Origin of the sequence: Streptomyces taklimakanensis (assembly GCF_009709575.1) — a bacterium.
Classification (GTDB): Bacteria; Actinomycetota; Actinomycetes; order Streptomycetales; family Streptomycetaceae; genus Streptomyces; species Streptomyces taklimakanensis.
In genome coordinates, this window is the sequence record NZ_WIXO01000001.1 from 2,394,908 (window position 1) to 2,417,012 (window position 22,105).

Genomic DNA, 22,105 nt, shown 5'->3' on the forward strand with positions numbered 1-22,105 from the left:
CCCGCCACCGACCATAGGAGTTGGCCCGCATGAGCGACATCGCCAAGAAGACCGCGAAGGACGGCCCGCAGCTCGAGAACCACGCTTCGGCCCCGGGTGAGGGTGGACCGACCACCCAGGAGAACCACGCCTCGGGCAGCGAGCTCTCCACCCAGGAGAACCACGCGTCCGGCGAGGGTGCGCAGTAGACCACACATCACGGGGGATGCACGGGACCGGTCCCGGCGGCATGAGGGGGAGCCGCCGTGGCCGGTCCCTGTCATGTACACAAAAGCGATTATCGGACAATGACATGCGGAAAGAAGGTAGACACAGCCGCGAAGAGCGTCTTCGCTTCTGCCAACCGCATGTCTCGTTTTCTGTTATCACCGAGGAGTCGGCATGACCCGCTTGAAGAAGATCCTGACCGCCCTGACGGTGGCGGTGGCGATGGTCGGTGTGGGTGCGGCACCGGCGCTGGCCGACAACCACGCCTACTCCCCCGCGCCGTCCCAGCCGGCCGGATTCTGAGACACCCGCTCCGTCAGCGGACCGAAACACCCGTCGGAGTCGGAACCACTGCCGTGGTTCCGACCCGACCCGGCTCACACCACCCTGGTGATCTCGCAGTCGTCGACCCGCGACGCGATGCCCGGGTCGTTCGGGTCGATCTCGACGCGCCTGGTCTCACCGGCGCCCAGTCGCACGCGCTCCGAACCGGTTCCGATGGCGCCGCCGTCGTCGAGGAAGGAGACGTGGACGGTGTACCACTCGGTACCGCCCCGGGAGACCATCTCCACCACGGTCTTCCCGTCCGTGGCCAGACAGTCGACGATCTCGACCCTCGGCTCGCGGTCGCGTGAGGAGGAACCGGAGGTGCCGCTCGACGATCCGCCGTCGGTGTCGACGTAACTCCTGCTCTGGCTCGACCGGCCGGACGACGTGTCCTTGCCGCAGCCGCCACCGCCACTGCTGCTGCCGCCGCCGCGGCTCTTGCCGCTCCCACCCGACGAACGCGCCTGGCTGAAGCCCGACAGGGCCAACGTCACCACGGTGACGACGGCGACCAGCTTCAGATGGCGCCTCACACGATGCTGCATGTCCGCTTCTCCCCCGGAGGACGTGACGGTGCGTGCTCGCGCACCCGGCGCGAACTCCCGCGTTTTCCACCATGGTTCACGCGCCGCTCCCCCACCGGGGTTCCACCCGGAGGGAGTCGGGAGCGGATTCCCCCGGAGGCGCCGGAACCGCGCACGACCGGACGGCGGGGCGCCCGAAGCCCGCTGCCCCGCCCCGCCTCGGCCCCGGACGTTCAGGAGCGCGCCTGTCCCGTCCCCTTGGCCGCGTCCAGCGCGTAGACGCAACGGTCCCGACTGCACGCGAAGACCACTCCGTCCGCCGCCACCGGGGATCCGGTGATCTCGCCCTCCGTGGCGAGCTTCCAACGCAACTGTCCGCCGACGGCGTCCACCGTGTACAGGCAGTGGTCCGTCGAGCCGAAGTGGACCCGGCCGTCCGACACCACCGGGGCCCCGGTGATCTCGCCGCCCGTCGCGAAGCGCCAGCGCGGTGTGCCGCTGACGGCGTCCAGGGTGTAGAGCGCGCTGCCGCTGCCCAGGTGGACCAGCCCGTCGGCCACCACCACCGGTTCGACGGACTGGCGCGCCTCCGTGGCGATCCGCCAGCGGTCGTGCCCGTTGACGGCGTCCAGCGCGTACACCGTGCCGAGGTAGTCCACCGTGTAGACGCCGCCCCCGGCGATCGCCGCGCCCGGCACGAACGCCGGCGGGCACAGGAACGCGGCGGGCGCGTCGAAGCGCCACCGCTCCGTGCCGGTCGCCGCGTCCAGGGCGAAGACGCGCGAGCCCGCGCTCACGTACACCACGCCGTCGTCGGCCGGGAGCAGCCGTACCGCGACGCCGCCGGTGGCCGAGGTGTCGCCGACCGGGTACGACCACTGCTCGGCGCCGGTGCGCGCCTCCAGCGCGTACAGCCGTCCGTCACCCCACACGTAGACCGAGCCGTTCCGGATCACCGGTCCCGCCTCGGCGGTCTCGAACTCGGTCTGCGCGCCGGACAGCTCCCACAGCCTCTCCCCGGTGGCGGCCTCCCACACCTGGACGCCGCCGCCCCGGGTGGCCGTGACCACCGTGCCGCGGTCGGCGCCCAGCGCGTACACCCAGCCGTCCGCCGCCGCCCGCCAGTGCTCGGAGCCGTCCCGGGCGTTCAGCGCGTACAGGCCGGGACCGTCGGAGGCATGGACGCGTCCTCCCGCGACGGCCATCGACCAGGCCACCTCGCGGGTCTTGAACTGGCGGCGACCGGTGGCCACGTCCAGCGCGTGGACCTCGAAGGAGGTGACGTACAGCAGGCCGTCCGCGACGACCGGCGTGCCCCACACGTCGTTCGACATCCGGAAGCGCCACGGACGCCAGCGCGGCGGGGCGGCGGTGTCGCCCGCGGACGGGCCGTGGGGCACCGTCGCGCCGCCGGTGGCGCCGGTGGTGGCACCGACTCCACCGCCGACCCCGCCGCCCGCGCCCCCGGTTCCGCCGCTCCGGTCGTTCGGGCCGTTCGGCGCGCGCAGCACCCATGACGTCGGGGCGCCGACCTCCGGCTCGCGGCCCAGGACGCGGCGCGGCCCGGGACCGATGGGCACCGGAGCGCCCGACAGCCGTACGGGGCCGTCGTTCGGCGCGTGCGGGGGAGGAGCGGGAGGCGACGGGGGCGGCGGTGGGATCGGCGCGCCGTGGGGCGGGGCGGCCACGGCCGCGGCGGGCGCTCCCCCGCCGCGCGGGTCGACCGGCGGGGACGACGGGGACGCCAGTCGCCGCCGTGCGCCGCGCCGCCGCGGCCGGCTCCGGGGCGGAGGCGTGCCGCGGGGCCCGGTGCCGGGGGCCGGGGTGGGGCTCGGGGCGGGGCCCGTGTCCCGGTTCCCCGGACGGCGGGCCCACCGGGCGCGACCGGCCGCCCCGGTGCCGCTCGATCAGCGCCACCGCGCCGCCGGGCAGCCATGCCGAGGCCGTGCCGCTGTCGTCCCCGCCGGAGGAGAACAGGTGCGGGGCGAGCTGGGCCTGGAGGTCGGCCGGGGTGGGCCGCTGCTCGGGGTCGGGGCGCATGCAGGACTCGATCAGCGGCCGCAGTTCGTCGGGCAGCCCCTCCAGGTCCGGTCTCTCGCGCAGCAGCATGAAGACGGTCTCGACCGGGTTGGCGCCGTGGAAGGGCGGGTGCCCGGTGGCGGCGAAGACCAGGGTGGAACCGAGGGAGAAGACATCGCTGGCGCCCGTCACGCTGCGCGAGTCCCGCGCCTGTTCGGGTGACATGTAGGAAGGGGTGCCGACGGCGACGTTGGTCATCGTCAGTCGGGTGTTGGACACCCCGGAGGCGATACCGAAGTCGATCACTCGCGGGCCGTCCTCGACCACCAGGACGTTGGAGGGCTTCAGGTCGCGGTGGACCAGCCCCGCCCCGTGGATGGACTGGAGCGCCTCGGCGACCCCGGCGGCCAGCCAGCGCACGGCCTGCGCGGGAAGCGGTCCGCACTCGTTGACTATCTCCTCCAGGGACGGCGCGGGCACGTACGCGGTGGCCAGCCACGGCACCGCGGCGCGCGGGTCGGCGTCCACCACGGCGGCCGTGTAGAAGCCGCTGACCGCGCGGGCGGCCTCGACCTCGCGGGTGAAGCGGACGCGGAACAGTTGGTCCTCGGCGAGCTCGGAGCGCACCGTCTTGATCGCCACGCGCCGCCCCGACGCCGAGCGGGCGAGGTAGACCAGCCCCATGCCTCCGGCGCCGAGTCGGCCGAGCACCTCGAACGGGCCGATCCGCCGCGGATCGTGCTGCGTCAGCTGCTCCACCACTTGCCTGCCACCTCCCCGTAGGGGTCGACGATCGCGCCGCCCCGTGCAGCTTCCCACCGCCGTACCGGTCCCGCGGTCCGACTGCGATTCTTCCTGGCGGAGCCCGCGGTTGCGAACTCGGGGGCGGTGAGTCGCCCCCTCCTCGCCCCTCTCCCCGCCCTCTCCGCTCCCGGCGCGGCCCCTCGCGGCGCCCGCGCGCCCGCCGTACGCCCGCCGCGCGCTTCCCGGGAATCCTCAGCCGGCCACGGGGGTCTCCAGGACCCCGAAGCGTGCGCCCTGGTCGTCGACGAGGACGGCGTGGCGTCCGCCGTGGGGCGAGTCCTCGGGCCCCCGGACCGTGCGGCCGCCCAGCCGCACCGCCGCGCGGACGGACGCCTCGCAGTCGGCGACCGCGAAGTAGACGAGGAAGTGGGCGGGCATCTCCACCGGGTACGTGTCGTCGATCATCGTACGGGCCCCGACGGCGTGCTCGTCGTCCACCGGATCGCCGGGCAGGGCCCAGAGCATGACGGCGTCGGCGTCGTCCCCGGCGACACCCGTGTCGGTCGGGGCCTCGCCCTCCCGGACCGCTCCGAACTCCTCCAGGGTCTCGGCCTCGGCGGACTCCGCCACTTCCTCCACCTCTCCGACCCCCTCTCCGACCGCCTCTCCGGCCGCCTCTCCGGCCTCCCCCGGCCCGCCGGTCCCGTCCGTCGTGTCGGTCCCGCCGAGCCCGCCGGTCGGTGCTCCGCCCGCTCCCGCCGGACGCAGGCCGTAGCCGAAGACCCGCGCGTAGAAGGTGTCCACCGGCGCCTTCTCCCGGGTGCACACCTCGGTCCACACGTACGCGCCGGGATCGCCCACCACCTCGAAGCCGGTCAGCGATCCCGGCTGCCAGAGTCCGAAGGCGGCGCCGCCCGGATCGACGGCCGTCGCCATCGTCCCCGCCCCGCCGATCGGAACGGGCTCGGTGACGAGCTGTCCGCCCGCGGCACGGATGCGCGCGGCGGTGGCCGCCGCGTCGGGGGTGGCGAAGTAGACGGTCCACGCCGTGGGCAGCCTGCCGTCCGGTTTGTGCGAGAGCGCGGCGGCCCGTGAGCCCTCCAGGAGGGCGATGGTGTAGGACCCCCGTTCGGGCGGTGCCGGAGGGCCGAAGGTCCAACCGAACAGCCCACCGTAGAAGCGTTTGCCCGCCTCCGGGTCGGGGAGCATCACGTCCGCCCAGCAGGGTTCGCCCTCGACGAAGGCGCCTCCGGCAACGGCCATCTCCGGATCCTTCCGTACGATCCTGTCCCGTTACGGGAACGCTAGCCGCGTATCACCTCGTATGCAGGAGGACACCCCATTTGGGTCGGCCGAATCGCGAGCCGATCAGCCCTCGGTAAGCTGACGACATGACAGGACAAGTACGAACTGTTGACGGTCGGGTGGCCGGGCGGCGCGGCCAGGCGACGCGGCAGAAGCTGCTCGACTGCCTGGACGAGATGCTCGCCTCCTCCCCTTATCGCGACGTCCGGGTGATCGACGTCGCGCGGCGCGCGGGGACCTCTCCCGCCACCTTCTACCAGTACTTCCCCGACGTGGAGGGCGCCGTCCTGGAGCTGGCCGACACGATGGCCCGGGAGAGTTCCTCCCTGGCCGAACTCGTCACCGACCGTTCCTGGGCCGGCAAGGCGGGACGGCGGACGGCGGAGGAGCTGGTCGACGGTTTCCTCTCCTTCTGGCAGCGCAACGACGCGATCCTGCGCGTGGTGGATCTGGGCGCGGCCGAGGGGGATAAACGTTTCTCCAAGATCCGCACGAAGGTTCTCAGCAACCTCACCGGCCCGCTCTCCGACTCCATCGAGGAGCTCCAGTCCAAGGGCCGGGCGGATCAGGAGGTCAGTCCGCAGGCCGTCGCCGGATCACTGGTCTCGATGCTCGCCGCGGTGGCCGGGCAGCAGAAGAGCGTCCAGAGCTGGGGCGCCAAGCGAGCCGATCTCAAACCGACCCTCGCCTTCCTCCTCTACCTGGGCGTCACCGGCCGCAAGCCCACCCGCTAGCCGTCCCGGGCCCACCGCCGACGGATCCGAGCGCCGGCCCCGTCCGCGCGGCGGCCGACCGTCGCCCGTACTCCCGCCCCGGTCGTCCCCGGCCGTTCCCGACCGTTTCCGGTCGTTCCCGGCTGCCCTCGGCTGCGTCCCGCCGTCCCGCCGTCCTCGCCGCCCGCCCCGGACGACCGGCCCCTGTCACCGGTCGTCCGGGACCACCGCGTCGCGGCGGGGCGTCCCCGGCGCGGGACCCGCTCAGAAGTTGGTGAACAGCAGCCTGTTGGGCGAGCCCACGCCCGCGTCCGTCACCCGTCCGATGGTCGCGAGGAGTTTCAGCACGCCCCTCACCTCCGCCGGAGAGGCCTCCGGCTTCTCCGACAGGTACAGCGCGGCCGCGCCCGTCGCGTGCGGCGCCGCCATCGACGTGCCGCTCATCGTCCTGGTCGCCGTCTTGGAGTCGATGCCCAGGGAGAGGACGGACGACCCCGGCGCGAAGATGTCGACACAGGAGCCGTGGTTGGACCAGCTCGCCCTGGCGTCCTCCCAGGTCGTCGCCGCGACGGTGAGCACCGACGGCTCGCGGGCCGGGGACTGGTCGCACGCCAGGGTGGACTTGTTGCCCGCCGAGGCCGTGACGGTGATCCCGGCCTGGACCATCTTCCGCACCGCCGCGTCCTTGGCGTCACTCGCGGAGCCGCCGATGCTGACGTTGGCGACGGCGGGCCTGACCGCGTTCCTCGCGACCCAGTCGTACCCGGCCAGCACGCCCTCGGTCGTGCCGGAGTTCCGGCAGTCGAGCACCTTCACCGCCACCAGCCTCACGCCCTTGGCCACCCCGTGCGTCGCGCTGCCCACGGTGCCCGCCACATGCGTGCCGTGTCCGTGGCAGTCGGACGCCGTCCTGGTGCCGTCCACGAAGTTGTAGCCGTAGGAGGCGCGCCCCTGGAAGTCCCTGTGGGCGATGTTGATGCCGGAGTCGATGATGTACGCGGTGACGTTCGACGCCTCGGTGTCGTACTCGTACCGCCCGTCGAGCGGCAGGTTGCGCTGGTCGACGCGGTCCAGCCCCCAGGTCGGGTCGGCCTGCGCGTCCTCGGTGCCCTGGCCGGCCGGCAGGTCGTCGCCGCGTTCGACGCGGTTGGCCTCCACGTAGGCGACATCGGGGTGCGCGGCCAGGCGTCGCGCCTGCTTCTCGGTGGCCTCGACCGAGAACCCCTTCAGGGCGGTGGCGTACGTGCGTCGCGCCTCGCCGCCGAGGGACTCGGTCAGCTCCTCGGCCTTCTCCCGCACGTCGTCGGGGGCCCGGAGGGTTCGGGCGGTGGTGCCGGAGTCCTTCAGCACCACGATGTACTCGCCGTCCACCGCGTTCGACGCGTCCGCGCCGCGGACGGTGCCCAGGGGGGCCTCGGGGCCGGGGGTGGCGGCCCCGGCCGTGGCGGCGGTGGTGCCGGTGAGGACGAGCGCCGCCAGCGCGGCACCGAAGGCCGTGCGGGATCTTCCGCGTCTTCCGGGGGTTCTGTCTTTCTGCACCGTGTGAGTCTCTCTGTCGGGAGGTTGTCTTCGAACGGGTGTCCACGGTTGTAGCCGACGGCGCGTCAGGGGGAGACACCGGGGTGCCACGGCACGTCGGTGCCGGGCGCGCTCCGCCGGCGGACTCCTCGCCCCCGCCGTGCCCGCCGCCCCGGGCGCCTCCTACGACCAGCCTTCCCGTGCGCCGCTTCCTCCCCGGCCCGGGGTACCGGCGCCCCGGGGAGGAAGCGGGGCATAGACTCATCGCCATGCCCATGTCCGACGACAGCAGACCCGTGCACATCATCGGGGCGGGGCCGGGCGGATTGGCCACCGCGGCGGCGCTCCGAAGCCGCGGCATACGTTCCGTCGTGTTGGAGAGGTCCGACGCCGTCGGAGCCTCCTGGCGCGGCCACTACGACCGGCTGCGGCTGCACACCACGCGCCGTCGTTCCGCGCTCCCCGGCATGGCGATACCCCGCTCGTACGGGCGCTGGGTGCGCCGGGACGACCTGGTGCGCTACCTGGAGGCGTACGTCCGCCACCACCGGCTGGAGGTGGCGACGGGGGTGGAGGTCAACCGGATCGACCGCAACGACGACGGGAGTTGGCTGCTGCGCGCCAACGGGGGCCGGGAGTTGAACTCACCGGTGGTCGTGGTGGCCACCGGCCACAACCACACCCCGCGCGTTCCCGACTGGCCGGGACGGGACTCCTTCACGGGCGAGTTGCTGCACGCCCGTTCCTACCGCGACCCCGAGCCGTACGCGGGTCGGGACGTGCTCGTCGTCGGCACCGGCAACACGGGCACCGAGATAGCGCTCGACCTGGCCGAGGGCGGCGCCGCGCGGGTGCGGCTCGCCGTCCGCACCCCGCCGCACATCGTGCGCCGCTCCACACTGGGCTGGCCCGCGCAGGCCACCGCCATCGCGGTACGACGGCTGCCGGTGCGCGTGGTGGACGGCATGGCGCGCGGGTTGGCGAGGGCCTCCCTGCCGAACCTGTCGCGGTACGGTCTGCCCCGCCCGGAGGCCGGTCTCTACACACGCGTGCGGCAGGGGGCGATCCCCGTGCAGGACACCGGCTTCGTGAAGGCGGTGCGCCGGGGGTCGATAGAGCCGGTCGCCGCCGTGGAGTCCTTCGAGGGCGGGGAGGTCCGGCTGGCGGACGGCGCCGCGATCACTCCGGACGTCGTCATAGCCGCCACCGGCTACCGGCGCGGCCTGGAGGAGATGGTGGGCCACCTCGGAGTGCTGGACGAGCGGGGACGGCCGCGCGTCCAGGGCCGCCGTACCCTGCCGACCGCCGCGGGCCTGTACTTCACCGGCTACGGCAACCCCATCAGCGGCATGCTCCGCGAACTGGCCATCGACGCGCGGAAGATCGCCCGCGCCGTCGCCCGCACGACGACGGAGTGACCGGCGGGCGAGGCGGCGGGTGGCGGTGCGCCGGTGCACACCCCGAGCGCGGCACGGCGGACCGCCACCCGGCTCCGGCGCTCGGGCTCCGCCCCTCCTGTCGGGGCGGCCGGCGCCGGCCGCGATCCGCACTCGCCGAGGCACCGGGGTGCCTCGACGTCCCCTCGCGACGGAATCGCTGCCACAAGGGTGGTCAAATCGTGATGATCCGTCAACACCTCACCCATACCCCGTCCGGAGCGGACACATGACCCGAAGTTCCGTGCGGAGATGGGGGAACCGCCGTCAGGTGCGGGCCGGTTGGACGGCCGGACGGTCGCGGGGTGCCTCCACGAACCCCTCGGTGGACGCGGTGGAAGCGGTGGACTCGACCTCCCCGGCGGTGCCCGTTCCGGTGCCCGCTCCCGCTCCCGCCCCGGCCGACGCGGCGCCACACCCCCGGTCCAGTTCGCACCAGACGCGTTTGCCCGATCCCTCGCACCGCCAGCCCCAGCGGTCGGCGAGCCCTCCGACCAACTCCAGGCCGCGACCGTGGGTGTCGTCTCCGTCGGCCCTGCACCTGCGCGGTGGGACGGCGCAGGCGTCGACGACCTCGATCCGCACCGTCCCACTGCCCGTCACCAGGCACCCGGACAGGGCCATGCGCAGCACGGCGGGCCGTCCGGTGTGGACCACGGCGTTGGTGACCAGTTCGGAGACCAGCAGCACCAACGTCTCCGAGAGCGACTCGTCCGGCTCCATGCCGAGGTCGACGAGTCGGGAGCGAGCCCATCTGCGGGCTCTGCCCACCTCCTTGGGATCGGTTCCGACCTCCAGCTGAACCTGAAGCATCTGCACCTTTCACACCATCCATGGCCGGGGCACATGGCCGCGCGCCGACGCGAGGCCACCGTCCGTTCCCCCGGTGCAGGACAGACTGATGGACCGGCCACCGCCACAACAAGCGCTTCAGGCATATTCCGGCGCAAAGGAGTATGTCCCCCGCATACTGTGCGACGCCCCGGGCGGGAAGTCGAACACCCCGGCCCGGTGTCCGTCGCGCTCACCGCGCGCGGGCGGTCCGTCGACGGCGGACGGTCGGCGGCGGACGGTCGGCGGCCGGGAAGGGCGGCGTTCGCCGGGCGCCGAGATCCCTCAGGCGCTGAGGGGGCTCGCGGCCTCGTCCGTGGCCGCGGCCAGGTCCGGGTAGCAGTCGAAGAGCCGCCGAACGCCGAGCGCGGCGAGCACCCGGTTGACGTGGGATCCCTCCACCGCGCCCCGGGCGGGGAGGATCAGGCGCAGCCGACCGGCGCACGAGCGCATCAGCCGGCGCGAGGCTATGAGGACGCCGACACCGCTGGAGTCGCAGAACAACACCTGCGACAGGTCGAGCACGAGACTCCGGCGGCCGTCGGCCACGGCGTCGTGCACGTGCTGGCGCACGGTCGGCGAGGTGACGAGATCCAGCTCGCCCGACACCCGCAGGACGGCCCACTCCCCACGGTTCTCCTCGATCACCTTCAACGACACGTGTCCGTAGTCCCTTCATCCGCCGACACCGACCGGAACGGTTCCTTCCCCGTCCTTTCCTCCGTCGGCCGCCCCTGCCGACCTCCGTCACGACAACTGCAAACCACGACCCTATGTCGAATCGGGTCTCCACCTCTCCCCACTTCCGGTCACACCCGCATAACACAGCCGCGAACCCGGACAGGAGAGGTCCGGATCGATCAACGCCAAGGGGCGCAAACCAGTGCAATCGCCACCATGCGCAACCACCGCCCAGGGCACATCGCCGTAAAGGCAGGCATCCTGTCAGTCACTGCCATTACATTCGAGATGAGCAGGAGGGGCTGGGGGTGGGAATGGCGAACGGAACGTCCGACGAGACACCCGGCACGACGCGACCCGGAACGGGCACCGACACCGGTGCCGACCGCGAGCACGAGACGCTGCGCCGGCTGGCGCGCGGCGAGGAGGCCGCCCTGGCCGAACTGTACGACACCCACGCCCCGATGGTGTACGGCCTGGCCCTGCGCTTCCTGGACGACGAGGAGGCCGCCGGCCGGGTCCTGGTCGAGGTCTTCGCCGACCTGTGGGCCGACCCCCCGGCCCACTCCCCGGATCACGGACCACTCCGCTCCCGACTCACCGAACTCACCCACCGGCGGGCCATGCGCGGCCTGGGGGAGCGGGTAGAGGACGCCCCCGGACCGGACGGGGACTCCCCCGGCCGCCTGGTGGAACGCGCCCGCGCCGCGTCGGCGGCCGCCCGCGCCGACCGCGTGGTCACCGCCATGCCCGGCCCGCTGCGGACGGCGTTGGAGCTGGTCTACGTACGGCACCGGGACTACCGGGAGGCCGCGGCCGAGATGGGCGTGAGCGAGGACGAGGCACGGCGCAGGCTGCGCCTGGGACTCCAGTTGCTCTCCACGGCCACGGCACGCCCCGCGCCGGGGACGGCGGGCGCGGCGGACGCGAAGGGCGACGCGGACGCGAAGGGCGACGCGGGACGGACCGACGGCACGGGGACCGGTTCGGGCAGGGCGTCGTGACCGGCGCCGGAGGCACGGGCGGGGACGTACCGCGCGTACCGCGCATACCACCACCGCGCGCCGCCGCCGACGACCTGCCCGGGAACTCGGGTTCCACCGGCGGGCACCCGGCCGGGGGCGCTGCCCACGAACACGGCCACGAACACGACCACGCCACGCTGAAGTCGCTGCTGGGCGCGTGGGCCATGGCCGCCTGCTCGGTCGAGGAGACCGCGGCCGTCGAGGCCCATCTGCCCCGGTGCCCGGAGTGCGCCGAGGAGGCCGAACGGCTGCGCGAGGCGGTGGGTCTGATGCGGCGCGACGAGCCCCTCGATCCCGGCCCCGGGCTGCGCTCGCGGGTGGTCGACGCGTGCCTGCGTCGCCGGCCGGCCGACGTGCCGCTGCCTCGGTGGGCGGCACCGTACGACGCCGAGACCGCCCGGCTCGACGCGCTCCTGCGCGACATGGGCGAGTCCGAGTGGAACGCCCCGGTCACGCTGCGCTGGGCGACCGGCGAGCGCACGCTGACGCTGTGCGGGGTGCTCGCCCACCTCGGCTCGGTCGACGGCCTGGTGGCCACCACGCTCGGTCTGCCGGACCCGTTGGGTCCCGGCGCGCCGCGCACCGTCGGCGACCGCACCGAGGCGGCCATCGAACGCTGTCGGCAGCACGGGCCGCCGTTCGTGCGGAACAAGTGGCGCACCCAGAGCAGGAACATCGTGCGCGTCGCGGCCCTCGGGGCGCCGGACACGGCGGAGGAGACGGTGGACTTCACCGACTTCCGGCGGCCGATGCCCGAGGCGCTGGCCGGGCGGGCGTTCGCGTGCTGGATCCACGCGGAGGACATCGCGACCGCGGTCGACTACCCCTACGGTCCGCCCGCGCCCGAACACCTCGCCCCCATGGTCGGCCTCGTCGCCGGACGGCTGCCCACCGCGCTGGCGAACCGTCGGCGCGCCGGACTGGCCGCCCCGCCACGCCGGCTGACGGCGGCGGGCGCCCCGGGCCGCACCCTCCACCTGGAGGTCGAGGGGCGGGGCGGCGGCGACTGGTACGTCCCGCTGGACTCCCCCGCCGCCCTCGCCGGCCCCGAGCACACGGTGGCCCACCTGGCGCTGGAGGACACCGAACTCTGCCGGCTGGCGGCCGGGCACGTCTCTCCCGAGGAGGTGGCCGCGGGCCGGGAGGGGGACGAGGAGGCGGTGCGCGACGCCCTGTGGGCCCTGTTCTCCCTCTCCAGGCTCTGAGAGCGGCTCCGCGCGCCGCCGTCCCGGGCCGCTCCGGGCCGCCCCGGCTTCCGCGGGGTCGCGGTCCCGCGCGCCCGTCGGAACGACCGGCGAAACGGCCCGGTGGGGTGCGACCTCAGGCGAAGACCACCGTGCGGTGCCCGTTGAGCAGGACCCGGTGCTCGCTGTGCCACTTCACCGCGCGCGCCAGCACCCGGCACTCCACGTCGCGGCCGACGGCCACGAGCTGCTCGGGCGTGACCTCGTGCCCGACCCGCTCCACCTCCTGCTCGATGATCGGCCCCTCGTCCAGCTCCGCCGTCACGTAGTGGGCCGTGGCGCCGATCAGCTTCACACCGCGCGCGTGGGCCTGGTGGTACGGCTTGGCGCCCTTGAAGCTCGGCAGGAACGAGTGGTGGATGTTGATGATCCGGCCGGACAGCTCCTTGCAGAGGTCGTCCGAGATCACCTGCATGTAGCGGGCCAGGACCACCAGTTCCACGCCCTCGGCGCGCACCAGCTCCAGCAGTCGCGCCTCGGCCTCGGGCTTGGTGTCCCTGGTGACCGGGATGTGGTGGAAGGGGATGCCGTAGGAGGAGACCAGTTCCTCGAAGTCGGTGTGGTTGGAGACCACGGCCGCGATCTCGATCGGCAGCGCGCCGATGCGGGTGCGGAACAGCAGGTCGTTCAGGCAGTGTCCGAACTTGCTGACCATCAGGACCACGCGCATCTTCTCGTCGGTGCGGTGGATCTGCCAGTCCATGCCGAAGGAGTCGCCCACCGCCGCGAAGCTGGCCCGCAGCTTCTCCACCGTCACGGGCGTCCCGGCGCTGAAGTGCACCCGCATGAAGAACAGCCCGGTGTCGTGGTCCCCGAACTGCCGGCTGTCCTCGATGTTGCAACCGGTCATGAAGAGATAGCTGGAGACGGCGTGCACGATGCCCTGTTTGTCCGGGCACGAGAGCGTCAGGATGTACTGCTGGGTCCGTTCCGGTGCTTCCGGGGCGGCGGTGGGCTGCGGCTGGGTCATGTGCACAAGCGTGGCACACCCGGCGGTGCGGCCGATCGCGATGTCCCCGTTCGCCCCGGCGCCCGTCCCGCCCCCACGAGTCGGCCCCGGGAATCGGGTCGGGCCGGGCGCCGGGCTAGGCGGTCCTCAGCGCGGCCACCAGCACATCGAGGGAGACGGGCGGCAGGTCCGGGTCGTCGCCGTCGTTCGTGGCCAGCAGGACGTGGGCGTCGCGCGCCGCGCGGACGGCCTCCGGCCAGCCCTGGTGCTCCAGGTAGGCCGTGACCGGGGCGTCCGCCCCGACCTGGTGCATGATGCGCAGGACGCGCAGCACCGCCACGTCGACGAGCGCGGCCTCCTGGGCGTCGCGGAAGATCGTGCCTATGTACTTGTCGGCGGACCAGTTGTCCAACCAGGTGTCCTCGACCAGTCGGTAGACGGCGTCCGTGACGTCGCCGTACCCTGGGCGCCCCGTCAGCCAGCACTCCTGCTGGAAGACGGGGTCGGAGAGCATGTGCAGCGCCGAGCGCACGTGGGTGCGCCAGCGCCACCAGGGCATGTCGGTGCGCGGCATGCCGTCCATGGTGCTCGAACGACCGCCGCGGCGGAAAGTCCTCTCCGTTGCCTGCACGATGGTCGATCGTACGTCCCGTCTCCCGGTGATCTTCACGGCCCCCGCTGTTCACCCGGTCGTCCCCCTCCGTTGACCTTTCATCACTCGCCCGTTACAACCGGCGCGGAATCGTTCCCGGACATGACCGCACGGCGTCGCATACGTTCCGCCCGGATCCTGACCGCCTTCGCCGCCACCACGGGGGTCTGCGCGTCCCTGCTCACCGGCTGCGGCATGCTGCCCGGTGACGCGAGAGCCGACGAGGGCACCGTCACCGTGATGACCTGGGCCCCCCAGGACACCGGGGCCACCGACATGCCGGGGATGCCCGCCATGGCGGAGGCGTACGCGCGCTGGGTGAACGCCACCGGCGGCATCAGCGGCCGCACGCTCCGGGTCCTCACCTGCAACGACCACAACGAGTCGGTGAGCGCCGCCCGGTGCGCCAACCGGGCCCGCGAGGAGGGGGCGGTGGCGGTGGTCGGCTCCTACAGCCAGCACGGCCGCACCTTCATGCCGGCCCTGGAGTCGGCCGGCATCCCCTACATCGGCGGCTACGGCGTCACCGACGAGGAGTTCACCAGCCCGTTCTCCTACCCCGTCAACGGAGGCCAGTCGACCCTGCTCGCCGGGAACGGTCACCAGCTCGCCGAGCACTGCGAGCACGTCTCCCTGGTGCGCCCCGACACCGTCGCGGGCGACCGGCTCCCCGATCTGTTGAACGCCGGCCTGGCCGAGGGCGGCCGGAACCCGGCCACCGACGTCCGGGCCCCGGAGGACGCCTCCGCCTACGCCGACCAGGCCCGCCGCGCGCTGACCGGAGTGGGCGTCGACGCGGGCTCCGCCGACGCGGACGCCGACGGTGCCTGCGTCACCGCCGTGCTCGGCGGCCGCACGGACACCTTCTTCGACTCCTTCCGACGGCTGGACGGCGGCACCGAGGTGCGGATCGCCTCGGTGCTCGGCAGCGTCCGGCAGTCCCTCGTGGACGCCACGGGCGGGCCGGACAGCCGCTGGGAGGGCGCGTACGCCACCGGTTGGTACCCGGTCTCCTCCGACCCGCGCTGGGGGGCGATGCGGGAGGTCGTCCGCGAGCACGCCTTCGGCGACAACCGGATCGACCCGAACGACCCGGGCGTCCAGACCACCTGGATCGCCTACACCGTGCTGCGGGCCGCCCTGGAGAACGTCGAGGGGACCGTCACGGCCAGGTCCGTGCAGCGCGCCCTGGAGAGCATGCCCCCGGTGGACACCGGAGGGCTGACCCCGAAGCTGAGCTGGCGCTACGAGGACCTGCTCGCCGTGCGCGACCATCCGCGGCTGGTCAACTCGATGGTGACCTTCCAACAGGTCAGGGAGGGCAGGCTGGCCCAGGTCCGGGACGGGTTCGTGGACGTGCGGAGCACGCTGGAGGCCACCCCGGCCGGCGGCTGAGCCGGGCGCGGCGGCGGCTGCCGGGGGCTCCCGGAGAGCCGGTCGCGGGGACGGCGCCCGGTCCGGACGGCGGACGCCCTACAGCTGCCCGTACCGCCGCTCGGGCAGGCCGTACCGGCGGGCGGTCGGGTTCCACAACCCGGCCGCCTCCTTCTTCGCCGCCGTGGCCACGCCACTGGCCTTGTTGCCCTCCGCCGTGCTGCTCGTGGTCCTCGCCATGCCCTTGGGGCAGCCCTTCTTGCCCGCGACCTGGTCGGCCCACGCCGCGTAGTGGTTGTCCGCCGTGGCCGACGCCCGCCACGCCCGGGTGAGGGCGTCGGCCAGCTTCCGGTGGTCGGGCAGCCGGTCGATCTCCAACTCGTTCAACCTGCTCACCAGGTCGTTGCGTTGGCGGGCGGCGTCCCGCAGGTCGGAGGCGGCCTTGCCCAGCTTCTCGCACTTCTTGATGTTCTCGACCGCCCGGATGACCGCGCTGCGGCTGTTGTTGCTGTCGGCGAGGAGCTTGTCCAACTCCTTCGCCTGGACCTCGGCCAGATCGACGGTGGGCGACGGCGACGGCGACGACTGCGACGGGGACGGCGACTCCTCGCCGCCCGGGGCGGGGGCCGACGCCTTCGCCTGCGGCAGCGGAGCGGAGCTGTCACCGCCGGTCATCGCCGCCCCGGCGGCCAGTCCCACGACGGCACAGCCCACCACGACGATCCCGGCGACCGCGAGGCGCGGTATGCCGCGCCGCTCGCCGGAGTCCCGCCCGGGGGACGGGCGGTCGTACCCCCCGCGGTCACCGCCGTGCCCGTGACCGCCGCCACCGTACGGCGGGAACGGCGGAGCGCCCGACGGGTCGACGGGGGGAAGCTGCCGGGTGGCGTCGGCGGGCAGGCCCCCCGGGGAGCCGTCCGTCCGCGCGTCGGACCGGAACAGCCCTTCGAAGTCCGAGTGCGGGGAACCGCCGCCCACCGCGCCGGGACGGGTTCCGTACGGGGCGCCGGGGGACGGCGGGGGAACCGCGCCCGAGGCCGAGGGCGCGCTCCCGGGGGGCTGCGCGGGCTTCCTCTCCGGCGACAGCGGCCTGCGCAGCACCGTGGTGCTCTCGGTGTCCCGTTCCGGGGGCGGGCCGGCGGACACCGGTCTGATGACCCGGGTCGCGTCGTCACCGCCGTCCGGGACGGGGGCGCCCCCGCCGGACACCAAAGGCGCCGAGGACGTCGGTTCCGCGGGGGGCGGAGGACCGGCCGGGGATATCGGCGGCAGGACCTGCGTCTCGTCGGCGGCGCCGGGCGTCGCGCCCTGGGCCGGGGCGTGCGACGGCGGCTGCGGGGCCTGCCGGGGGTGCTGCTGCCCGTACCACTCCGGGTCCTCCGACCGGGCCGGTGGCTGTTGCGGCGGCTGGGAGTACGGCCGAGGAGGCGCCTGCGGGGGCGGCGGGGGGGCCTGCGGAGGCAGGGGGGCCTGCGCGGGCTGTCCCTGGGGGCCCCAGGGCTGTCCCCAGGGCTGCCCCGAGGGCGGCCCCGTACGTCGGGAGTCACCGTGGCCGGGAGCCCACGGGTCACCGTTCGACGGCAGGACCACACCCTCGTGTGCCTCGTCGCCCTCTCGGCCGTGCGTCGTCACCGGGACTCCTCGTTCACCCGACTGCCAGAACCGTCGGCTCACGCTACCGGGTCGTCCACACGGTCCACCACGTCCCCCGGAGGGCTGCGCATTCTCCCCACTTCCAACCGGGGTGAAACCTCCCGACGTCCCCCGCTTGTCTCCTTTCCTGCCCCCGCCCCGCCCGTCCTCAGGCGGCCATCGCCGTCAGCCGCTCGGAGAACTCCCGTACCACCGGCTCCCCCTGATGGGGTTCCAGGCGCCCGCGGAAGTCGTCCAGGTACTCCGCGCCACGCTCCGAGCGGAGCCCGGCCAGCAACTCGGCCGCCTGGCCACCGACGTGGCAGGCGTGCTCCAACTCCCGCTGCTGCAACCGCGCCGTGGCGAGCAGCAGCAGGTCGATCGCGCGCCGCCGCGTCCGCCGCTCGGGGAGCCCCGCCAGGGCCTCCTCGGCACGGCGCTGGGCCGGGGTGGGCTGGTTCAGGTCCCGGTGGCAGTGGGCGAGTTCGTCGGCCAGGTAGGCGGCGTCGAAGTGGGCGATCCACTCCGGGTCGTCGCCCGTGTCCGTCGCCGACTCGGCGCGGTCGAACGCCGCCAGCGCCCGTCCCGCGGCGAGTTGGCACGTGCGGGCGTCGCCCAGCAGGGCGTGGCCGCGCGCCTCGGCCGCGTGGAACATCGCCTGCACCCGCGGGGTCGCCTTCCCCCGCGAGCCCTCCTGGGCGGCACGGGCGAGTTGGGCTATCTCGCGCGGTGTGCCGAGCGAGGCGGCGAGGTGGCTCATGCCCGCGGCCAGCACGTAGCCGCCGTACGCCCGGTCGTCGGCGGCCTGGGCCAGCCGCAGCGCCTGGATGTAGTACCGCTGCGCCAGGCCCGGTTGCCCGGTGTCCACGGCCGTGTAGCCGGCGAGTTCGTTGAGCCGGGCCACCGCGCCGAACAGCTCGCGCCCCACGGCCTCCGAGTAGGAGCCCGTCAGCAGCCCGGAGACCACGCTGTTGAGGTAGTGGACGACGACCGGCCGGACGTGTCCGCTGCCGTAGCGGTGGTCCAGTTCGGACAGGGCGGCGGTGGTCTCCCGCACCGCCTGGACGTCCGAGCTCCCCACGCGCGGCCCGGAGGCGCGCGCCACCTGGGGGTCGGGGGCGGTGATGAGCCAGTCGCGGCTGGGCTCCACCAGCGCCGAGAAGGCCGCCGACTGGGCGGTGAGCAGATCGCGGCGGCCCACGTCGCTGCGCCACAGCTCGCACGCCTGCTCCACGGCCCCCGCCACGGAGGTGGCGAACCGCAGGCCGACCCCGGCGGCCATGCTCCGGCCGCCGGCCATGCCTATCTCCTCCACCGTGACCGTCCGGCCCAGCTTGCGCCCCAGGGCCTCGGCGATCACGGCCGGCGCCCGGCCGCGCGGCTGCTGCCCGCGCAGCCAGCGGGCGACGGAGGTCTTGTCGTACCTCAGGTCGAGCCCGTGCTCGGCGCCGCACATGTTGACGCGGCGGGCCAGGCCGGCGTTGGAGCAGCCCGCCTCCTGGATGAGCGCCTGCAGCCGCTCGTTGGGCTGTCGTGCGACCAACGGCCTCGCGGCCATACGGTCCCCCTCCCTGGTGCACGTCCCCGTGCACGTCGTCCGTCCTGCCTGACTGCGGCGCTGGAGGCATATGCCAAGATTTCCGGCACCGCGCCGCACTGGAACTACCCACCCCGGACGGCCGCTCCCTACACGCGCCCCCGCCCGTGCACCCGTGCGCCCCATGTGTCGGATCGGTACCCCCGTCCACACCGATCCCCGGGCCGTAACCCTTCGTCACGGGATAAGTTGTGATCGTCGTGGAGGAGGCCATGAACATCACATCATCGACCACATCCGTCACCATCAATCAGGACATTCCACGCCCAGTCGGCAGAGATCCGGTGGTACCGACGGGCAGGACGATCGACCACGCGGTGCGGTACGCGGAGGAGCGGCACTGGGACGTCGTCCCCGGCGCCTGGATGGAGGTCACGAGGGGCACGCCGCGCTGCTCCTGCGGTACGTCCGACTGCCCGACGCCCGGCGCCCACCCCATACGCCCGGACTGGACGGCACAGGCGACCGGCAGCGCGACGGCCGTGCGACGCATGTGGGAGGACACCCCGTACGCGTCGGTGCTGCTGCCCACCGGACGGACCTTCGACGCCATCGAGGTGTCGGAGACCACGGGCTGTCTGGCGCTGGCCCGGATGGAGCGCATGGAACTGCAGATCGGTCCGGTGACCGGCACACCGGACGGGCGGATGTTCTTCTTCGTCCTGCCGGGCGGCGCCGCCAAGGTGCCCGACCTGGTCCGGAAGCTGGGCTGGTCGCCGAGCCGCGTCGACATGGCGGCACGGGGCGACGGCGACTGGGTGGCGGCTCCGCCGAGCCGGGTGGGGACGCGCGGTTCGGTGCTGTGGGTCCGGGAGCCGACGGCCGCCAACCGCTGGCTCCCGGACGCCGAGGAGATCATCCAGCCGCTGGCGTACGCCTGCGGGCGCGACGCCGCCACGCGCGAGGGCTGACCGGGAAACCGAGACCCGGGGCCGTGGCGGCGGGCCTCGGGACGTTCGGGAACCCGAGGGGGGACGGCCGGTCACCGGACCGGCCGTCGAACCTTCCGACCACCGGCCGCCCCCGGCGCCGGTCCGGACGGCTCAGGCGGGCAGCGCTCCCTGGAGGAAGGGTTCGACGACCTGCCGCCACTGCTCGGGCCGGTCGTAGTGGACGAGGTGCCCGGCACCGTCCACCTCGGCGTAGGAGCCCCGCGGCAACACGCGGACCATCTCCTGCGCCTCGGCCCGTCCCAGCTTCCCGTCGAGGCCCCGGACGACCAGCGCGGGACACCGGACCTGCGTCAGGTCGTCCCAGTACGCCTCGTGCACCCACGTCTGGCGGATCATCAGCATCTGTCGGCGGGAGAACACCGGGCGCCAGCCGTCCATGCGCTCGGCCATCACCTCGGCGAAGAAGTCGCCGCGCGCCGGGTTCGGGCGCTCCAGCGTCGGATCCTCCTCGCCGAACCAGCGGCGGACGTCCGCGAGCGTGGCGAAGGGGACCGGCCAGGTGGCGAACCACTGCTCCCACTCCCGTTGGGAGCGCTTGCCCAGCGCCGAGGCCCGCATGTCGCAGATCACCACCGCGCGGACCAGGTCGGGGCGCTTGGCCGCGAGCTGCCAGGCCGTCAGCGCGCCCATCGCGTGACCGACGACCGCCACGGGGGCGAGGCCGAGCTGTTCGATCACGGCCTCGGCGTCCGCGACGAACGCCTCACGGTCGAACGGGCCGTCGGTGGGCTTGTCACTGCGGCCGTGGCCGCGCTGGTCGAGACAGACGGCACGGTAGCTGCCGGAGAGCCAGCGGGCGGTGGCCGCCCAGTGGGAACCGCGGCCCATCAGGCCGTGCAGCAGCAGCACGCTCGGCGCCTGTCCGTCCTCCCCTCCTGGCTGCGCGCCCTTGGGCGGGTCGGCGAACTCCCAGGCCGCGAGCCGCAGACCGCCCGCCCCCCTGACGTTGATGCGTCGAACCATGCGTCCTGGCACCCCCACCCCTCCCGTCCGCTCGTCCGCCTGCCGTGCCGTTCGCCACGCCATCCGTCACGCCGATCGCCGCGTCTTCCGTCACGTCGTCCACCGACGTCACGCTATCGAACCTTTATTCGAACAAGCTCATCCGACGTGCAACACCCCACTTTTGAGTGACACTCAGCGAGTGTCACCCCCGGGGGCCGGGGGGAGACAGCTACCGGGAGGCGGGCCACTCGGGGACAAGGGCCCGCGGGGAGCGACCCTGGGAGGTCGGGGCCCAGAGTCGCATCGGGGGGCAGCGGGAAGGGGGGACACGGGGAGGCGGGGTCCCGGCCGCCGGTGACGGCGCCGGGACCCCGGTGGTCCGACAGACCCATGGACGGCTCCCCTTCCGTCTCCACACGCGCGTCACGGAAAGCGTGTCACGACACGACCGCCGGCGCCCCCCGTTACGCACAACTCCACCGCTTTCGGACCCGGACGCGAACGGGACGGCCGCGGCGGGCGCTCAGCGCCTGGCGACGAAGACGTGCGTGGCGATCTCGGGCGTCAGCTCCGCGGCCTCCCCGCTGCTGCCGACCTGCACACCCCCGCCCGCGCCCGCCGTCACGCTGACCACCGCGCCCGGCTGCACACCGGCACGGCGGAGCGTGTACATCAACTGGGCGTCCGTCTGGATCGGCTCGCCGATCCGGCGCACCACGACCGTCTTGCCGTCGGCGTCGGTGTCCAGATCCGACAGGCTCACCATGTCGTCGCTCAGGAACGGACCGGCCTCCGAGGGCTCGCCCAGCTCCTCCAGCCCCGGGATCGGGTTGCCGTACGGGGACTCGGTCGGGTGCCGCAGCAGCTCCAGCACGCGGCGCTCGACCGCCTCGCTCATCACGTGCTCCCAGCGGCACGCCTCCGCGTGCACCTGCTCCCACTCCAGGCCGATCACGTCCACCAGCAGGCACTCCGCCAGGCGGTGCTTGCGCATCACCCGCGTCGCCAGCCGGCGGCCCTCCTCGGTCAGCTCCAGGTGCCGGTCGCCGGCGACCGTGAGCAGACCGTCGCGTTCCATGCGGGCGACCGTCTGGCTCACCGTCGGCCCGCTCTGGTCGAGCCGCTCGGCGATCCGGGCACGCATGGGGACCACGCCCTCCTCCTCCAGCTCCAGGATCGTGCGGAGATACATCTCCGTGGTGTCGATGAGTCCGGACATGCGTGCCCCTCGTCGGTTCGTGCGGTGGCCCTGGAATCCAATTCTGACGCATGCGGACGACAACCGGTCCCGATCCGTCGGACACCGTTCGCACCGTCGCGCCGTATTGACGGCGCACTGGTCCGGACCTCATCGTGATCGCTGCGCCACGGGGTGTCTCCGGGGCGCGCGCCGGGGTGTGGGGCCTGCCGCCCCGTGCGTCCCGCGGCG

19 protein-coding genes and 1 pseudogene are annotated in these 22,105 nt (G+C 73.7%); 8 read left to right on the plus strand and 12 right to left on the minus strand.

What is annotated here, in order from left to right; all coding sequences use genetic code 11:
- Positions 1 to 29: 29 nt before the first annotated feature.
- Together F0L17_RS10395 and F0L17_RS28040 are read left to right on the plus strand one after the other, a co-directional pair.
- Complete coding sequence (locus F0L17_RS10395) at positions 30 to 188, plus strand: sigma-like protein (RefSeq protein ID WP_155070853.1); 159 nt, start codon at positions 30 to 32, stop codon at positions 186 to 188.
- Between the two features lie 193 nt (positions 189 to 381).
- The gene (locus F0L17_RS28040) at positions 382 to 510 is read left to right on the plus strand and encodes a hypothetical protein (RefSeq protein WP_274389092.1); all 129 of its coding nucleotides are present in this window, start codon (positions 382 to 384) and stop codon (positions 508 to 510) included.
- A gap of 74 nt (positions 511 to 584) precedes the next feature.
- On the opposite strand, the gene F0L17_RS10400 is transcribed toward F0L17_RS28040, so the two are convergent.
- The 3 genes and pseudogenes from F0L17_RS10400 to F0L17_RS27485 all read right to left on the minus strand — a co-directional run bounded on the left by F0L17_RS10400 (position 585) and on the right by F0L17_RS27485 (position 5,084).
- Positions 585 to 1,079, minus strand: coding sequence for a hypothetical protein (locus tag F0L17_RS10400; protein WP_155070854.1), 495 nt, complete (start codon positions 1,077 to 1,079; stop codon positions 585 to 587).
- 212 nt (positions 1,080 to 1,291) lie between these two features.
- Positions 1,292 to 3,839, minus strand: a pseudogene (afsK, locus tag F0L17_RS10405) (protein serine/threonine kinase AfsK).
- Between the two features lie 234 nt (positions 3,840 to 4,073).
- A complete protein-coding gene (locus tag F0L17_RS27485; RefSeq protein ID WP_155070855.1) occupies positions 4,074 to 5,084 on the minus strand; it encodes a VOC family protein in 1,011 nt (336 codons plus the stop codon).
- 128 nt (positions 5,085 to 5,212) lie between these two features.
- On the opposite strand from F0L17_RS27485, the gene F0L17_RS10415 reads away from it, so the two are divergent.
- Entirely contained in the window at positions 5,213 to 5,860 is a 648-nt protein-coding gene (locus tag F0L17_RS10415) for a TetR/AcrR family transcriptional regulator (RefSeq protein WP_155070856.1), read from the plus strand.
- 243 nt (positions 5,861 to 6,103) lie between these two features.
- Here the strand turns inward: F0L17_RS10415 and F0L17_RS10420 are convergent, their stop codons facing one another.
- Entirely contained in the window at positions 6,104 to 7,378 is a 1,275-nt protein-coding gene (locus F0L17_RS10420) for a S8 family serine peptidase (RefSeq protein ID WP_162466037.1), read from the minus strand.
- Positions 7,379 to 7,632: 254 nt separating this feature from the next.
- On the opposite strand from F0L17_RS10420, the gene F0L17_RS10425 reads away from it, so the two are divergent.
- Positions 7,633 to 8,775 carry a flavin-containing monooxygenase gene (locus F0L17_RS10425; RefSeq protein ID WP_155073446.1) on the plus strand — a complete coding sequence of 381 codons (1,143 nt, stop codon included), beginning with the start codon at positions 7,633 to 7,635 and terminating at the stop codon, positions 8,773 to 8,775.
- Positions 8,776 to 9,060: 285 nt separating this feature from the next.
- Here the strand turns inward: F0L17_RS10425 and F0L17_RS10430 are convergent, their stop codons facing one another.
- Together F0L17_RS10430 and F0L17_RS10435 are read right to left on the minus strand one after the other, a co-directional pair.
- Entirely contained in the window at positions 9,061 to 9,612 is a 552-nt protein-coding gene (locus F0L17_RS10430; RefSeq protein WP_338018029.1) for an ATP-binding protein, read from the minus strand.
- A 297-nt stretch (positions 9,613 to 9,909) separates the two neighbouring features.
- A complete protein-coding gene (locus F0L17_RS10435; RefSeq protein WP_338018030.1) occupies positions 9,910 to 10,284 on the minus strand; it encodes an STAS domain-containing protein in 375 nt (124 codons plus the stop codon).
- A 335-nt stretch (positions 10,285 to 10,619) separates the two neighbouring features.
- On the opposite strand from F0L17_RS10435, the gene F0L17_RS27030 reads away from it, so the two are divergent.
- Both F0L17_RS27030 and F0L17_RS10445 read left to right on the plus strand, forming a co-directional pair.
- Entirely contained in the window at positions 10,620 to 11,309 is a 690-nt protein-coding gene (locus F0L17_RS27030; protein WP_238419321.1) for an RNA polymerase sigma factor, read from the plus strand.
- A complete protein-coding gene (locus F0L17_RS10445; RefSeq protein WP_338018031.1) occupies positions 11,306 to 12,535 on the plus strand; it encodes a maleylpyruvate isomerase N-terminal domain-containing protein in 1,230 nt (409 codons plus the stop codon). The genes F0L17_RS27030 and F0L17_RS10445 overlap by 4 nt, the downstream gene beginning before the upstream one ends.
- A 115-nt stretch (positions 12,536 to 12,650) precedes the next feature.
- On the opposite strand, the gene purU is transcribed toward F0L17_RS10445, so the two are convergent.
- Positions 12,651 to 13,544: a formyltetrahydrofolate deformylase gene (purU, locus tag F0L17_RS10450; protein WP_155070858.1), complete on the minus strand. Its 894-nt coding sequence runs from the start codon at positions 13,542 to 13,544 to the stop codon at positions 12,651 to 12,653.
- A gap of 115 nt (positions 13,545 to 13,659) precedes the next feature.
- On the minus strand, positions 13,660 to 14,097 hold the full coding sequence (locus F0L17_RS10455; RefSeq protein ID WP_238419323.1) for an SCO4402 family protein: 438 nt from the start codon (positions 14,095 to 14,097) through the stop codon (positions 13,660 to 13,662).
- A 180-nt stretch (positions 14,098 to 14,277) separates the two neighbouring features.
- Here F0L17_RS10455 and F0L17_RS10460 point away from each other — a divergent pair, with 180 nt between their 5' ends.
- Entirely contained in the window at positions 14,278 to 15,570 is a 1,293-nt protein-coding gene (locus F0L17_RS10460) for an ABC transporter substrate-binding protein (RefSeq protein ID WP_155070859.1), read from the plus strand.
- 78 nt (positions 15,571 to 15,648) lie between these two features.
- Here F0L17_RS10460 and F0L17_RS10465 read toward each other — a convergent pair whose 3' ends face one another.
- Entirely contained in the window at positions 15,649 to 17,181 is a 1,533-nt protein-coding gene (locus tag F0L17_RS10465) for a hypothetical protein (protein ID WP_162466040.1), read from the minus strand.
- A gap of 169 nt (positions 17,182 to 17,350) precedes the next feature.
- On the minus strand, positions 17,351 to 18,739 hold the full coding sequence (locus tag F0L17_RS10470) for an NsdA family TPR-like regulatory protein (RefSeq protein ID WP_155070860.1): 1,389 nt from the start codon (positions 18,737 to 18,739) through the stop codon (positions 17,351 to 17,353).
- A gap of 251 nt (positions 18,740 to 18,990) precedes the next feature.
- Here F0L17_RS10470 and F0L17_RS10475 point away from each other — a divergent pair, with 251 nt between their 5' ends.
- Entirely contained in the window at positions 18,991 to 19,689 is a 699-nt protein-coding gene (locus F0L17_RS10475; protein WP_155070861.1) for a bifunctional DNA primase/polymerase, read from the plus strand.
- A gap of 132 nt (positions 19,690 to 19,821) precedes the next feature.
- Here the strand turns inward: F0L17_RS10475 and F0L17_RS10480 are convergent, their stop codons facing one another.
- Positions 19,822 to 20,694 (minus strand): alpha/beta fold hydrolase, encoded by an 873-nt coding sequence (locus tag F0L17_RS10480; protein WP_155070862.1) that lies wholly within the window; start codon positions 20,692 to 20,694, stop codon positions 19,822 to 19,824.
- A 505-nt stretch (positions 20,695 to 21,199) separates the two neighbouring features.
- Positions 21,200 to 21,895, minus strand: a complete 696-nt coding sequence (locus tag F0L17_RS10485) for an iron-dependent transcriptional repressor DtxR (protein ID WP_155070863.1) — start codon at positions 21,893 to 21,895, stop codon at positions 21,200 to 21,202.
- Between the last annotated feature and the right edge of the window lie 210 nt (positions 21,896 to 22,105).